12 protein-coding genes and 1 pseudogene are annotated in these 14,628 nt (G+C 72.5%); 6 read left to right on the forward strand and 7 right to left on the reverse strand.

The annotated features are described in order from the left end of the window. Window positions 1–5: 5 nt before the first annotated feature. Window positions 6–1,988 (reverse strand): discoidin domain-containing protein, encoded by a 1,983-nt coding sequence (locus ACIQCJ_RS20685; protein ID WP_402712162.1) that lies wholly within the window; start codon window positions 1,986–1,988, stop codon window positions 6–8. A gap of 294 nt (window positions 1,989–2,282) precedes the next feature. Between ACIQCJ_RS20685 and ACIQCJ_RS20690 the strand changes: the two genes are divergently transcribed. Beyond that, the gene (locus ACIQCJ_RS20690; protein ID WP_402712163.1) at window positions 2,283–3,455 is read left to right on the forward strand and encodes a serine hydrolase; all 1,173 of its coding nucleotides are present in this window, start codon (window positions 2,283–2,285) and stop codon (window positions 3,453–3,455) included. A 61-nt stretch (window positions 3,456–3,516) separates the two neighbouring features. Here the strand turns inward: ACIQCJ_RS20690 and ACIQCJ_RS20695 are convergent, their stop codons facing one another. Then, the gene (locus tag ACIQCJ_RS20695; RefSeq protein ID WP_402712164.1) at window positions 3,517–4,002 is read right to left on the reverse strand and encodes a DUF5990 family protein; all 486 of its coding nucleotides are present in this window, start codon (window positions 4,000–4,002) and stop codon (window positions 3,517–3,519) included. Window positions 4,003–4,091: 89 nt separating this feature from the next. On the opposite strand from ACIQCJ_RS20695, the gene ACIQCJ_RS20700 reads away from it, so the two are divergent. Continuing rightward, window positions 4,092–4,295: a helix-turn-helix domain-containing protein gene (locus ACIQCJ_RS20700; protein WP_355334380.1), complete on the forward strand. Its 204-nt coding sequence runs from the start codon at window positions 4,092–4,094 to the stop codon at window positions 4,293–4,295. Window positions 4,296–4,303: 8 nt separating this feature from the next. After that, window positions 4,304–4,774 (forward strand): Clp protease N-terminal domain-containing protein, encoded by a 471-nt coding sequence (locus ACIQCJ_RS20705; protein ID WP_402712165.1) that lies wholly within the window; start codon window positions 4,304–4,306, stop codon window positions 4,772–4,774. A gap of 21 nt (window positions 4,775–4,795) precedes the next feature. Here the strand turns inward: ACIQCJ_RS20705 and ACIQCJ_RS20710 are convergent, their stop codons facing one another. Both ACIQCJ_RS20710 and ACIQCJ_RS20715 read right to left on the reverse strand, forming a co-directional pair. Continuing rightward, window positions 4,796–5,581, reverse strand: coding sequence for an ArsR/SmtB family transcription factor (locus ACIQCJ_RS20710; RefSeq protein ID WP_402712166.1), 786 nt, complete (start codon window positions 5,579–5,581; stop codon window positions 4,796–4,798). A 307-nt stretch (window positions 5,582–5,888) separates the two neighbouring features. After that, window positions 5,889–6,905: an NADPH:quinone reductase gene (locus tag ACIQCJ_RS20715; RefSeq protein WP_402712167.1), complete on the reverse strand. Its 1,017-nt coding sequence runs from the start codon at window positions 6,903–6,905 to the stop codon at window positions 5,889–5,891. Window positions 6,906–7,141: 236 nt separating this feature from the next. On the opposite strand from ACIQCJ_RS20715, the gene ACIQCJ_RS20720 reads away from it, so the two are divergent. Beyond that, complete coding sequence (locus tag ACIQCJ_RS20720; protein WP_402712168.1) at window positions 7,142–7,615, forward strand: group II truncated hemoglobin; 474 nt, start codon at window positions 7,142–7,144, stop codon at window positions 7,613–7,615. Window positions 7,616–7,823: 208 nt separating this feature from the next. Continuing rightward, window positions 7,824–9,050: a cytochrome P450 gene (locus ACIQCJ_RS20725; RefSeq protein WP_402712169.1), complete on the forward strand. Its 1,227-nt coding sequence runs from the start codon at window positions 7,824–7,826 to the stop codon at window positions 9,048–9,050. A gap of 33 nt (window positions 9,051–9,083) precedes the next feature. On the opposite strand, the pseudogene ACIQCJ_RS20730 reads toward ACIQCJ_RS20725, so the two are convergent. Next, window positions 9,084–10,329, reverse strand: a pseudogene (locus ACIQCJ_RS20730) (transposase). 153 nt (window positions 10,330–10,482) lie between these two features. Continuing rightward, window positions 10,483–11,514, reverse strand: coding sequence for a hypothetical protein (locus tag ACIQCJ_RS20735; RefSeq protein WP_402712170.1), 1,032 nt, complete (start codon window positions 11,512–11,514; stop codon window positions 10,483–10,485). A gap of 462 nt (window positions 11,515–11,976) precedes the next feature. On the opposite strand from ACIQCJ_RS20735, the gene ACIQCJ_RS20740 reads away from it, so the two are divergent. Continuing rightward, a complete protein-coding gene (locus ACIQCJ_RS20740; protein WP_402712171.1) occupies window positions 11,977–12,816 on the forward strand; it encodes a putative RNA methyltransferase in 840 nt (279 codons plus the stop codon). A gap of 27 nt (window positions 12,817–12,843) precedes the next feature. Here the strand turns inward: ACIQCJ_RS20740 and ACIQCJ_RS20745 are convergent, their stop codons facing one another. Beyond that, window positions 12,844–13,716, reverse strand: a complete 873-nt coding sequence (locus tag ACIQCJ_RS20745) for a Gfo/Idh/MocA family protein (protein WP_402712357.1) — start codon at window positions 13,714–13,716, stop codon at window positions 12,844–12,846. Window positions 13,717–14,628: the final 912 nt, after the last annotated feature.

Consider the following 14,628-nt stretch of genomic DNA (forward strand, 5'->3'; position numbering starts at 1 on the left):
TCCGGTCAGGCGCTGTAGACCTCCAGTTCGGAGAGCTGCCCGGCGGGCCAGCCGGTGTTGGCGGTGAAGTTCAGCCGCACGTAGCGCGCGGTGACCGCCGACGGCAGGTTGATCGTCACGGAGTTCCCCGACGCGGGGTTGAACGTGTAGTTCTGCGCGGGGATCTGGGTGGTCAGCGGGACGCTGGGGCCGGCCTGTACGGAGATGGTCTGGGAGCGGGTGCTCCAGGCGGTGGGCGGCGGCAGCTTGAGCACCAGCCGCTTGACGGTGGTGGTGATGCCGAGGTCGACCTGGATCCACTGCGGGAAGGCGTTGTTGTTGCTCTCCCAGTACGAGTTGGGGTCGCCGTCGACCACGTTGCCCGAGCCGTAGACCTGGGTGTGGCTGCTCTCCGAAGTGGCCTTGCCCAGGGCGAGGTTGGTGCCCGGCGGCACGGTCGTCGCGTCGGTGGTGACGCTGACCTGGTTGGACGCGGGGGACACGTTGCCCGCCGCGTCGACGGCCTGGACGGTGAAGGCGTAGGCGGTGGACGGGCTGAGCCCGGTGACGGTGGCGGTCGTGGCGTTGCCCGCCGCGCTGCCCGCCTGGGTGCTGGTGGAGCCGGTGACCCGCATGATCCGGTAGCCGGTGACGCCGACGTTGTCGGTCGAGGCGGTCCAGGCCAGCGCGGCGGTGGTGTCGGTGTGCCCGGTGACGTGCAGCGTGCCGGGCGCGGTCGGCGGTACGGTGTCGCCGCCGCCGGAGACCAGCGGCTGGGTGGGGCGGACCGCGGTGAGGGCGATCTGGCCCTTGAGCATCTTGCCGCCGTCGCCGGTCAGCCGCAGGTAGTAGTCCGAGGAGCAGGCCGTACCGTCCTCGTCCAGCGCCAGGAAGCCGGAGTTGGTGGGCGTCCACGCCTGGGACTCGGCGGTCTTGGCGATCTGGTTGCCCTCGTTGTACTCGTCGAACATCGAGATGTAGATGCCCTGCACCCCGGCCCGGCAGACGTTGTAGAACTGCCGCCACATGAAGTCGCCGTGCGCGCGCTGCCGTCCGGAGACGTCACCGGGCAGGACGCACGGCTGGTAGTCGATGCCGTGCGCGGCGCAGTCGGCCTCGTCGCCGACGGTGTAGGTGTTGTAGGCGTTGTCGGAGTCGCCCGCGTTGCCGATCGCGCCGACCATCCACGGCGAGATCATGTTGAACGCGTGGTAGACGTCCGAGTAGCCGGTGCGGGTGCCCGCGCCGCCGGTGCGCCACTCGCGCGGCACCCCGCCGATGACGTAACAGCCCTGTCCCTTGAACCAGTTGATGACGTCGATGCAGGCGTCGGTGCTGAACGGGTGGTTGTTGTCGTTGAAGCCGAAGCCCCAGATGCAGACGACCGGCTTGCCGTTCTGCGTCGCGTACGCCGAGGAGGCCGTGTGGGCCTTCATCTTGTTGGTCCAGTCCGTCTTGATCTCGGACTGCATGTTCGTCCAGCCGGTGACGTCGTACATGATGTAGAACTTCCGGCTGTGCGACTCCGCGGCGCTGCGCACCTTGGTGGCCATCGCGTCGCGCGTCGGGCCTTCGCCGCCGGTGGGGTTGAAGCGCTGGAGCGCGGCGGTGTCGATGCCGTACTGCTGCATCCACTGGAAGTGCGTGTCGACGGTCTGCTGGTCGTAGGACGAGAAGAGCGTCGCGGGCTGGCCGTTGCCGAGGGCGGCGTATCCCGTCTGGTAGGTGTGGGTGTACTCGCGCATGTCCGGCCAGCTACTGATGCCGGTGTTGGACGGTGACGGGGTCTGGCCCCAGTTCTGCGTCCAGTGCCACCAGCCGTTGATCGGGGCGCCGTCGCCGATGCAGGCGAACCAGCCCTGATAGCCGACCGTGACCTTCCCGACCACGTCTCCCGGCCCGCTGGCCGCTGTCGCGCTGCCCGCGGCGGCGGTCTCCGCGACACCTAGGGTTCCTGCCGCAGTGGCCGCTATGGCGGCTTGCAGGAAGACCCGGCGTGTGACACCCATCTGGACTCCTCCGATCGGCTGTCAACTCCCGCCGCCCGCGCGGCCGTCGGGCACTCGGGTGAGTGCTCGGGCGAGTGCTCTGCGGCAGGGGCCGGAAGTCTGGTGCGGGGGATCGTAACGACAGGGTTACGTGAGCGCAATAGATCGCGCAGCAGGCGAAATAATTGACAGAGATGACGCAAGAACCGTTCTGTCGTGGTTTTCGGTGGTGCCGCGCGGGATGGGCGCAAAGGTTCACAAGATTGGAACCGGGATCTCAGCGGAATCCAAGAAACGATTCATACGGTCCTCCGCATGGATGACGAACAGACGTCCGGCGGAGCTGGGGGTGACGCCGGGAGCGGGGCCGGAGACGTGGCCGGAGACGTGGCCGCGGACACAGCCTGGGACGATGCCGGGAACGAGACGGGGAGCGGGGCCGCCGCGCACTGGTGGACCCGGCGGCCCCTCGTGGTGTCCACCACGACACTCGCGGTGATCGCGGTGCTGACGCTGGCCACCGTCATCCAGTCGCCGTCCGCGCGGGCCGGGGCGGACGGAAAGGCGACCAGCGGCGCGACGGACAAGGCGTCCCCCTCCCCCGCCCCCACCACCGCGAAGCCCTTCACCCCGGCGCAGGCGCCCTCGACCACCACGCCGCCGACCACCACTCCGCCGACCACCACGCCGCCCTCCCCCTCGGCCGCTCCCCCGCAGAAGACGACGGCCACACCCGCGCGGGACACCCAGGCCGAACTGCGCGCGGCGATCAAGGCCCTTTCCGACACCGGCTCCGGGCACTTCTCGGTCGCCGTGACCGAACTGGGCGGGGACAGCGACGACAGCGGCGGTACGGTCGCCACGTACGACAGCGGCGACACGACGGCGTACGACACCGCGAGCATCGTCAAGGTCGACATCCTGGCGGCGCTGCTGCTCCGGCATCAGCGCGCGGGCACCCAACTGACCTCCGAACAGCGCGACTTGGCCACCGACATGATCGAGCAGAGCGACAACGACGCGGCGCTCGCGCTGTGGGAGGCCATCGGCGGCGGCCCGGGGCTGGCGTCCGCCAACGCCTCGCTCGGCCTGAGCCACACCACCCCCGGCAGCGGCGAATTGTGGGGCCTGACCCAGACCACCGCCGCCGACCAGATCACCCTGCTGCGCGCGGTCTACGGCGACGGCGACGACTCCCCGCTCAGCGCCGCCTCGCGTGACTACATCTCGGACCTGATGCACGCGGTCACCGCCGACCAGCGGTGGGGCGTGTCGGCCGCCGACTCCGACGGCGGCGACTACGCGCTGAAGAACGGCTGGCTGCCGCGGAGCGCCACCGGCCTGTGGGACGTCAACAGCATCGGGAAGGTCGAGCACGACGGCCATACGCTGCTGGTCGCGGTGCTCTCCGGCGGCCATGTGTCGGAGCAGGACGGGATCGCGCTGGTGGAGCGGGTCGCGGAGGCGGCGGCGAAGGCCGTGACGTAAGGAGAAGGCCCGTCCCGTAGGAAGCCAGGAAGCCGCCCAGGGGTGCCCGGGACTCCGGCGCTCAGCCCGCCGACCAGGCGATGACCGGCGGTACGACGCGGGCGCACAGCGGGTGCCCCTCGGGGTCGGTGAGGCCGAGGCGCCCGGTGAGCCGCCCGGACCGTACGGCGGCGGCGAGCACGTCCGGCTCGACGGCTTCGAGCAGCAGCTTGGCGCGGCGGAACACCGCGAAGGACCCGTCCGCGCCGACCCCGCCCCACGACAGATAGACGAAGCGCCCGCCCGGCCCGCCCTGCACGTAAGGGCCGGTCAGCTCGGTGCCGTCCGCGACCGTCCGCGCGACGCACTCCAGCGTCCATACGGCGCGGTCCGCGTCGCCGGGGGTCGGGTCGAGCAACTCCCCCGGTTTCGCGCGCCGTTGAACGGCGACGTGGATGTCCGTGTATCCGGGGAAGCCGGGGGCGGCGGCGCAGGCGCGACCGGGAAGGTCGGTGCCTTCGATGCGGAGCGTGACGGGCGTGGAGGTGCCGGGCGTCGCTGGGGCCATGCGGTCATTCTGGCATTCCGCGCGTCCGGCCGGACGGGTTTGTCAGTTTGGATTGACACGACATCGCGCGTCAGTCTAGCCTGACACCCATGGATACCAACAGTGTCTCCGCGGCCGTGAACTCGGACGACCCCGCGGTCGGCCTGCGGGCCGTCGGCGCGCTGCACCGGCTCGCCGAACAGGTCGAGGCCGCGCATGTGGCGCTGGCCCGCCGGAAGGGCTGGTCGTGGGAGCAGATCGGCGACGCCCTCGGGGTGTCGCGTCAGTCGGTGCACGCGAAGTACGGAAAGTGAGGCCCCCGATGCCGGAGAACACCGCTCACGCCCGGTTCAAGCTCGTCGTGGAGCAGGCGGGCGAGGAGGCCGCCCGGCGCGGCGACCGCCGGATCGGCACCGATCACCTGCTGCTCGCGCTGCTCCGCGACGAGTCCGCCCAGCCCGCCCGCGCCCTCGGCGTCACCCTCGCCGAGGGGCACGCCGCCCTCGAAGCCCTCGACCGGGCCGCCCTCGGCTCGCTCGGCATCCACCTCGACATCCCCCTCGCCCCGCCGCCGGTCCGCGGCCGGCGGCGTATCACCCTCAATTCGGCCGCCCGCGCGACCGTCGTCGCCGCCAAGCGCGAGGCCGAGCGCGAGCGGCGCGGACGCCGTATCGAGCCCCGCCATCTGCTGCTCGCGCTCCTGCCCGCCCCGCACCCCGACCCCGCCGCGACGCTGCTCAGCGCGCTGGACCTCGACCCTGCCACCGTCCGCGAACGCCTGGCGGGCTGCTGAGCCCACCGCCGCCGGGCGGTCCTACGCCTCCGCCGGAGCCAGATCGTGCGGCGCAATGCCCAGGACCCGGTGGAGTTCGCGCTCGCCGAGCGCCGTGACCTTCACCGCGCGGCCGGTGCCGATACGGGTGGCCCAGGCGCGGGTGAGGACGAGGCGGCAGAGTTCCGCGCCCGCGGTGCCGCCCAGGTGGGGGCGCCGCTCGGTCCAGTCGAGGCAGGGACGGGCCAGCGGGCGGCGGGACGAGGGCGGCCCGGACAAATCCGCGCCGAGGCCGGTGAACCAGGCCACGCCGTCGTCGGTGAGGGCGAAGCCGGTGTCCTGCCGGAGCAGGCCGTTGCCGGTCAGCGCGTCGGTGAGGGCCACGCCCAGCCGGCCGGCGAGGTGGTCGTAGCACGTACGGCCGCGCGCCATCGCCCGGCCCGCGCTGTGCGCCCGCAGCCCGGCGCCCGTGGTCCGGGGTACGGCGACGGCCACCCGTTCCGCCATGTCCTCGACGAATCGAGCCGCTTCGGGGCCGGCCAGGCGTACGTAACGGTGCCGCCCCTGGTGTTCGCGGGCCAGCAGTCCGCCGTCGACCAGGCGGGTCAGGTGCTCGCTCATGGTGGACGGCGCGACCCCGCAGTGCCGGGCCAGCTCCCCGCCGGTCCAGGCCCGCTTGTCCAGCAGCGCCAGGCAGACCGCCGCCCTGGTCTCGTCGGCCAGGAGCGCGGCGAGGGCCGCGAGCCGGGGGACGGCGGGGTCGGCGAGCGCGGGCGTACGGGGGTCGCCGGTCCTCGGCGCCCCCGGGGTCCTGGTGCGGGTGGCCATGTCCCCATCCTCGCCCCGCGACGTTTCGGCGGCCACCGAAAGGCCGGGGGCGGGAGGGCGCGGGGTCCGAGGCGCTACGGGGACGGGTGTCGGTGCGGGGACGGGCGTGGATACGGGGACGGGCGTCGGCACGGGGACGGGCGTCGGCACGGGGACGGGCGTCGCTACGGGAACGGGCGTCGGTACGGGGACGGGCGTCGGTACGGGTTCGACCGTCGGCGGGAACCGTCCTTCGGCCCCGAGCCCGGGCCCGCGCAACGGACGGCGGGCCAGGGCCGGTTGGACCGGCTGCTCGTGTGACGAGGCGTCAGCCGGTGGGCGCGGCCACGTCGATGAGCACCTTGCCGATGACGCTGTCCTCCACCGCCTGGTGGGCACGGGCGGTCTCGGCGAGCGGGAAGCGGTGGAAGGGCAGCCCGGCGTCGGGGCCCGCGTGGAGGGCGTCGTCGGCGACGGCGGCCGTGACCGCCGCGACGGCGTGGGCCTTGGCGGCGGGCGGGACGGTGTAGACCAGGACGCCCTGCCAGCGGAGGTTGAGCGCCATGGAGGGGCGGACCGGCACGGTGGCCGAGGCGTCGTCGTCGGCGTAGAAGGCGATGACGGCGTCGGGGGCGGCGACGGCCCGGTCGAGGGCGGCGTTGGCGGCCGGGGCGACCTCGACCACGATGTCGACGCCGTCCGGGGCGATCCGGCGGATCTCGGCGGCGGCGTCCTGGGCGCGGTAGTCCACGACGTGATGGGCTCCCGCGGCCCGCGCGAGGTCACCCTTGGCGGGTCCGCTGACCGTGCTGACGACGGTGGCCCCGGCCCAGCGGGCGAGCTGGATCGCGGCGTTGCCGACGGCGCCCGCGCCGCCCGCGACCAGGACCGTACATCCGTCGAGGGCGCCGGGGGCGAGCCGCTCGGGGCCGCCGTCCGCGACGGTGAGGGCGCGGTGCGCGGTGAGGGCGGGGATGCCGAGGCTCGCGCCGAGGTCGAAGGAGGCGTGGTCGGGCAGGGCGACGGCCTGGCCCGCGGGCAGCGCCACGTACTCCTGCGCGGTGCCGTCCGCGCGGCCGTACGCGGCCTCCCAGATCCAGACGCGCTCGCCGATCCGCGTCTCGGGGACGCCGGAGCCGACCGCGTCGATGACGCCGGAGCCGTCCTGGTTCGGCACCTGCGCCGAGGCGGGGGCGGTGTTGCGCCGCGACTTCCAGTCCGTCGGGTTGACGCCGGAGACGTGGACGCGGGCCCGTACCTCGCCGGGTCCCGGCTCCGGAACCGGGCGCTCGGTGAGCGTGAGGACGTCGGGGCCGCCGTTGCTGGTGTAAGTGATCGCCTTCATGCCGCGTACAAGTGACGTGCCCGCCCGTTTCTTCCCCGTGGCCGGAATCCACTGGTCCATTTGATCCGCCCGCCGCGTAAATCCCGGTGCCCGCCGGGCCGCCGGGTGATCCTTGGCCGCAAAGCACCGGCCAGGCCGACCCTGGCCGGGACCACCGGCCGGGCTGCCCCCTGGCCGCGGCTATGAGGCGGCCGGGACATCCCCGGCCGCGACCATCGGCACGACCTGGAGCGCCCATGACCACTCCGGATTCCCCCGTCGACCGCACCGGCACCTTCTACGAGGCGGTCGGCGGCAGTGACGCGCTGCGCCGCCTCATCGACAGCTTCTACGAGCAGGTCCTCGTCGATCCGCTCCTCGCCCCGGTCTTCATGCACTTCACCCGGGCCCATGTCGACCATGTCGTCGTCTGGCTCACGGAGGTCTTCGGCGGCCCCGCCGAGTACACCGCCCGCCTCGGCGGCCACCAGGCCCTGCTCTCCCAGCACCTGGACCTGCGGATCACCGAGGAACAGCGGGCGCGCTGGGTGGAGTTGATGCTCGCGACCGCCGTGAAGGAGCTGCCCGCCGACGCGTTGCTGCGGCAGCGCTTCACCGAGTACATCGAGTGGGGCACGCGGATCGCCATGTCGGTCTCCCACCAGGAGAGTTCCGATCTCGGCGACCCCGGTCCCGTACCGCACTGGGGCTGGGACGGGCTGGCGCGGTAGTCCGGGTATTCCGTGAGTAAAAATTCGTCGCCGCCGGCTCCGGCGGGCATATTCGGAATAGCCCCGTCCGAAATTCTCCCCGGCGGGAATCGGCAGGTGGACGTTTGCGCATTCACCGCTCAACCCCTTTACGGGGCGGCTGAGTTCGGAGTCGTAGCCCTTTTGGGCAGCTGTTCGCCCGGCAAGTGCGCTTGTTATGGTGCCGGGCATGAAAACCTCCGAAACGCTGACACCGTTACTGCTCGATCATTTCGGCCAGAACCAGCACGAGGAGAACGTCGAGCTGCGCGCGCTCGGCCCGGTGGCGCTGGTGGAACTGCCCGGCGGGGTACCGGCCTGGGCCGTCACGCACCACGAGACGCTGCGGCAACTACTGGTCGACCCGCGGGTGTCGAAGGACCCGCGGCAGTGGCCGCGCAACACCGAGGGGCGGCTGCCCGAGGACTGGCCGCTGCTGAACTTCGTCAGCCTCCCCGGGATACTCACGCGGGACGGCGCCGAGCACCGGCGGCTGCGCGCGCTCGCGGGCCAGGCGATGACGCCCCGCCGAACCGCCGCGCTGCGCCCGCGGATCGAGGAACTGGCCCACCGCCTGCTGGACGAAGCGGCCGCGCGCGGCGACGAGTTCGACCTGCGCGAGGATTACGCGCTCCCGCTGCCGGTCAAGGTGATCGCCGAACTGCTGGGCCTGCCGCCGATGGACGGCGAGCGGCTGCGTACGCTCTCCGACGCCGTGCTCAGCAGCCACCCCGCGGCCAAGGGCAACCAGACGCAGGAGGCCCAGGACCAGCTCCTGGTCCTGCTCGCCGAGGCGGCACAGGCCAAGCGCGAGAGCCCCGGCGACGACCTGACCAGCGCGCTGATCGCCGCCAGCGAGGAAGGCGACCGGCTGAGCGAGGACGAGGTCGTGGTCATCATGCTCACCGTGCTGGTGGGCGGCCACGAGACCACCGTCAACCTGATCACCAACGCGGTCAGGGCGCTGCTCGCCAACCCGGGACAACTGGCACGGGCCCGGTCCGGCGAGGTCTCCTGGGGCTCCGTCATCGAGGAGGTCGTGCGCTACGACTGCCCGGTCGGCCACTTCCCGCTGCGCTACGCCCTCGAGGACATCCCGGTCGGCGACGTGGTGATCCGGCGCGGCGAGGCCATGCTCGCCTCCTACGCCGCGGCCGGCCGTGACGACCAGCAGTTCCCCGACGCCGACAGCTTCGACGTCGCGCGCCCCAATTCCCGCCAGCTCTCCTTCGGCAACGGCCAGCACTTCTGCATTGGCGCCGGACTGGCGCGGCTGGAGGGCGAGATCGCGTTGAGCGTCCTGTTCGAGCACTTCCCGAAACTGCGGTTGTCACGGCCGTCGGGGTGCCCGGTGCGGTCGTTCATCATCAACAGCGCCAGCGAACTGTGGGTTTCCGGTTCGGGCTCGGGTTCTTAACTCCGGTTCCAGCTCGGGTTCTTAACTTGTCGTTTATCCGTTTGTAGCGGTTCGTCGTGGCTTGGTGCCCTTCTTGTGATGGGCGGGCCGGGCGTACGCCTCGCCGGTGGCCAGGACTCTTCCCACCTCGTAGCGAGTGGCGGGCCGCTGATTCTTCGACCCGGGCGGCCGGCCCGGGCCGGGGCGGGTGGGTTTCGGTGCACGCGCTGGTGAGGCTGCCTTCGTGTGGAGGTTCCTGAACCCTCGGCGGACGCGGGCGGGGGTGAGTTTGTTCGGTTCCGCCGGCCGCTCCCAGGGCCGTCGAAGGTCGGCGACCAGCGGTCGGGCGAGGCGGAGCTGGGTGTGCACGGCGACGACGAGCCAGGTCCAACGATCAGCCGCCGTCGAGTCGCGGAGGCGGGGCCGGGTCCAGCCGAGAGTCTGCTTGAGCAGGCGGAACGTGTGCTCCAGGTCGAACCTGCGTAGGAACGACTGCCAGCAGAGGTCCACGTCGGCCGGGCTCGCACCGGTGCGCGACCACCACAGCCGGACTGGCCGGTTCACCCCACGGCTGGGCAGCTTCTCGACGGCCAGGCGGATCACCATGCCCTCGATGACTGGCAGCGGCCCGTCGTGCTCCAGCCAGGCCGCGCGGCGGGTCAGCCGGGGGTGGAGCCGGTCCCACGCCTGGGCGACGGCGGTGCCGTAGCGGCGGTTTCGGTGGTGGTGACCGCCTGCTCGTCGCCCCAGGTGGCGGGGTCGCCGAATACGAACTCCCCGCCGTGCTTGGGCGGGCGGCCCCCGGCCAGATCGGCGCCGGGCTCCAGTCGCACCGCGTCCAGGACGGCCGTCCACGAGGTGCGGCCGGTCTCCAGCGCGACGACGAACGAGTAGGGCCAGCCGGGGATCATCTGGTGCTTGGCGTCGCCGCGGCCGTAGGTGTGGCAGAACGACCGTCCGGGCAGGTGGCGGCGTCCGGCCGCAGCCACGGTGAGACGTCCACAGCGAGCACCAGGCGGCCGTCGGCGGCGCGCGGCAGCGGCAGGCCGGCCAGCGCGGTCCGCAGCCGGCCGACGTCCAGGCAGCCCCGGTTCAGCGCGCCGTACAGGGCGCCGTGTCCGCGCCGGTGCTCGGGCGCGAGCGCCAGGTCCACCAGCGTCCTCACCGGCCCGTAGGTGCACAGCACCGCGTCGGCGAGCTCGAACAGCGCGTCGCGCCGCCCGGTCAGGCAGTCGTAGAAGCCCCCCCGGAAGCGGGACAGCTCCGCGAACTGATCGCACCGCCCGCCCTCTTGCACCACACCCACCAGCACAGCCTTCGCGTCAAGTCCTGTTCCTCTTGGTCGAGTTCAGGATCACGTAGAGGCCGTATCGCCGTCCCCTGAGACACCCGGAGGAGTGATCATCTGGTCCGCCTGTCGAAGCCGAACGCAGGCGGGGGTCTGCTTCCGGCGTCAGGATTGCGGGGCCCATGGGTCGTCGTGCTCCAGCTGATCAGGGTGTTCGGGGTGAAGCATCTCTCGGACGCAGCGCCGCAGTCCCGTCTCGTTCGATCCGCTGGCGGCAGCCATCCAAGGCAGGTCGTCCATGGCGCGGGCGCGCTCATTGGTGGCGAGTTGGTCGACGGCTGAGCGCAGGTCGTCGGGGGCGGGTTCGTCGGTGAGGCAGAGCCAGCCGATCGCGGCGGCCAGCCGGGCCTCGGACGCTTGCGTTCGGTCCCCCCAGCGCTCGCGCATCCACACGGTGGTCGGCGGATGGGGTTGGGTGCGGGTGGCTTCGGCTGTGGCGAAGACCAGGGCGGCGTGGACGATCGGGTCCTGCTCGGCGTCGAGCCGGTCGCGGAAGGCTGCACGGACCGCGTGATCCAGGTCGGTGGCGGCGGCCAGTGCGTAGGCGGCGCGGATCCGGATCGCAGGGTCGGGGTCGTGCAGAAGAGGCTTCAGGAGGGTGGCGTCGGCGGTGATCGCGGCCCGAGCGGCGGCAACCGACCAGCCCGCCGGGTAGCCGGTCACCTCGACGCCGTAGTCGTCGTAGAGGCGGTCGTTCTGGGGATCGGCGCGGTGGAGCAGCAGCTCGCCGCGGGTGGCGACGCCGGAGTAGCGGGCGCGAGCTGGAGAGGAGACTTCGGCGAGCGTGTCGGCACGGCAAGGGTGGTGGGTATCGGCAGCGATCCGGATCAGGAACGGCACGGCAAGCACGGCGGCCGCCCGCATGTCGTTGGCGCACATCCCACTCACAACACCCGTTCCGGCGCGAACGGGCGAGCCGCCGGTGTGGAGCAGCTGAATGGCCTCCCTGACGTGATCCCCCCGCGGAAAGTTCTCCCAGGGGACTTCGTCGAGCAAGAATCCGTCCTTGACCTCGGGCCGTACGGCGGCCACCACCGCACGTACATCGAACGGCCCGCCCACGAACGAGGACAGGTCTGCCCCGCCCGTCAAAGCCCGGCACATCGCGAACGTTGGATCGGTTCGCCACTCGCCCACGTCACATCACCCCACCCCTGAGTCCGATCGGAGTAGATCATGCCCGAGCGGACCGACATCGCTGTCGAGACACATCTCTCGCACGGCAGGGGTGAACGCGAGGCCGCGCGGACGCGTGATCGTCAGGCTCGTCTGTTCGAAGCTGGACGTTAAACGCCAAGCTTGACTCCGGTTCCAGCTCGGACTCCGACTCCGGCGAATGGGCCGTCATTCTCTCGGCTCCGCTGACGCCTTCGGTGGACACGAGGGTTCACCGCTGCTCGTAAACTGAAGGCGTGGCATTCATGAGCACCCCGCACCACTGCTTCCCGTGACCGGGAGCCTTCGAGGGCGATGCCGGACGGCGTCGCCCTCCTCGGCGTGCCCATAACGCCGCCTTCTGGCTCGTTCCGCCCGCGGAGCGGGAATCCGGGCGCGCGCGGGCGCGGTCCCTTCCCTTCACCGTTGCCAGGAGTGCTCTCCATGCCCGTGCCGCCTCCGCCTGCCCTCGCACAGATCCTCGATGTCCTGCGCTGCCCGATCTGCCGCGGCCCCCTCCGGCCGGACCGGGGCGCGTTGCGCTGCCCCGCGGGCCACACCTTCGACCTCGCCCGCCACGGCTACGTCGGCCTGCTGACCGGCACCCGCGCCGTCAGCGCCGACGACGCCGCCATGGCACAGGCCCGCGCCCGCTTCCTGGCCACCGGCGCCTACCTCCCCATCCGGCACGCCGTGGCCCGGCTGGCCGCCGACGCCGGGCCGGGCACCGTCCTGGACGTCGGCTGCGGCACGGGCTACTACCTGGCCGGCGTGCTCGCCCGGCTCACCGACGCCCGCGGCCTGGGGCTCGACGCCTCGGTACGCGCCCTGCGCTCGGCCGCCCGCGCCCACGAACGAGCCGCCGCGGCGAGCTGGGACGTCTCCCGCCGCTTCCCGGTCGCCGACCGCGCGGCCGACCTCGTACTGAACGTCTTCGCGCCCCGCAACCCGGCCGAATTCCGCCGGGTCCTGCGCCCGACGGGCCGGCTGATCGTCGTCCGTCCCACCGACCGCCACCTGGCCGAACTGCGGCACCGCGTACGGGCCATGGTCACCGTCGACCCCGCCAAGGAACAGCGCCTGCACCACGCCCTCGACCCCCACTTCATGGCCGCCAGGACCGAGCGGGTCGACTACCTCGCCCCGCTCACCGGGTCCGACGCCCTGGACCTGGTGGGCATGTCACCGAGCGCCCGCCACGTGAGCCGCGCGGACGCCGGGAGCGGCCCGCTGCCAGGTCACGTGACCGTCTCCGTCCTGGCCACCGCCTACCGGCCGCGGTGACCGTCCGGCGGCGGAGTCGGCGCTGGCCTAGGACCTGTCCAGGGCCGACTCCGCCGCCGCCAGGATCTCGGTGACGCGCAGGCCGAAGCGGGCGTCGCAGGCGTGCGGAGTGCCGGAGGTGAGCGCGGTGATGGCGTGGGCCAGGGAAGCCGTCGCCTCACCCGCGACGCCGTCGGGGTAGGTCACGACGCCCTGGCCGCCGCGCAGTTCGACGACCACGCCCGCGGCGGCCGGCGGCGCGGTCAGCGTGAGGGTGGAGGTGCTGGAGGCACCGGATTCGTGACGGAGCGTCAAATGTACGGTGTCGCCGGGGCCGTTGGCCGCGGTGACGGCGGTGACGTCCCCGAGTACGGGCAGCAGGACGGACAGCGCGTGCGGGCCGACGTCCCACAGGCCGCCCTTCTCCCGCCGCCACGGCGAGTCCGCGAAGGGGTTCTCGTCTCCGGTGAAGACGGCGCTGTACCAGTCCGCGCGGCCGGTGTACCACTCGCCGCGCGCCGCCTGCTCCTCGATCCACCCGGCTGTCGCCGGGTCGAAGCGCAGGGTGAAGAAGACCACCGACCCGACTCCGGCCGCCGTGACGGCCTCGGCCACTGCCTTCGCGTCCTCCACGGTCGTCGCCACCGGCTTGTCCAGCAGCACGTGACGGCCCGCGCGGGCCGCCGCCACCGCCAACGGCGCCTGCAAATGCGGCGGCAGCGCGACCGCCACCGCGTCCACATCCGCGATCAGCGCCTCCGCGTCCCCGTACGCCCGCGCACCGAACTGCGCCGCCACCTCAGCCGCCGCCTCCGGCCTCCGGCCCCAGACCCCGACGAATTCCACCTCCGGGTGGGCGGCGAGAGCGGGTCCATGGGCGAGCCGGGCCCAGGGGCCGGTGCCGAGAAGTCCGAAGCGCATGGTCATGACGGCGAGCCTACCGGCGTCCCGCCCGGTCACGGCTACCCGGCGGGGTCCGCCGCCGGGGTGCGGCTGCGCGAGGGGGGCTGGGCTCCTGGGGTGCGCTTGCGTGAGGTGGGTTCGCCCTTACGGCACCGCTGCGCGGTGGGGTTCGCCGCTGAGTGCGGCTGCGCGAGGGGGCTGGGCTCCTGGGATGCCCCTGCGCGGGGGCTGCGCCCCTCCGGTACCGCTGCGCGGTGGGGTTCGCCGCCAGGTCACCGCCACGCGCCGGGGTTCGCTGCACGGGTGACCCTGCGCGGGGAGCTGGGCTCCTGGGGTGCGCTTGCGTGAGGTGGGTTCGCCCCTACGGCACCGCTGCGCGCTGGGGTTCGCCGGTGGGGTGCGTTTGCGCGGGGGGCTGCGCCCCTCCGGTACCGCTGCGCGAGGTGGGTTCGCCGGTAGCCAGCGAGCCGAAGGCGGCGCCGGTGTTGAAAGGGAGAACGCGCACAGCGACCGAGGAACGAGGGAGCGAGCACGATCGACCGTCGACACCGGATTTAAGCCGCCGGAGGCGAGAGGGCGGCAAAAAAGGGGAATCGCGGTGAGCTGACGCAAGAGGGCTCGCACGCACGGTGAGGATGCGCGAGGCGGCTCCCCCGCGCGGTGGGCTCACGCAGGACGGCTCACGCGCACGTGTTCGCCGTGGGTGGGTGCCGTCTCGCGTGAGGTTGCCGTGGGGTGCCTGCCCCCCGGGGTCAGTTGACCGTGGTGGGTGCCGACTCGTACTAGTTCACCGTGCGTGGGTGCCCTCTCGGGTGCCTGAGCGTTGCGGGTGAACGTGGGTGGGTGCCGTCCTGTGTGGGCTCACCGTGGTGCGAACCGCCTCGCGCATCCTCACCCTGCGCGGGTGCCGTCCTGCGTGAACTCACCGTC

The organism is Streptomyces sp. NPDC093221 (assembly GCF_044753885.1).
Lineage (GTDB): Bacteria > Actinomycetota > Actinomycetes > Streptomycetales > Streptomycetaceae > Actinacidiphila.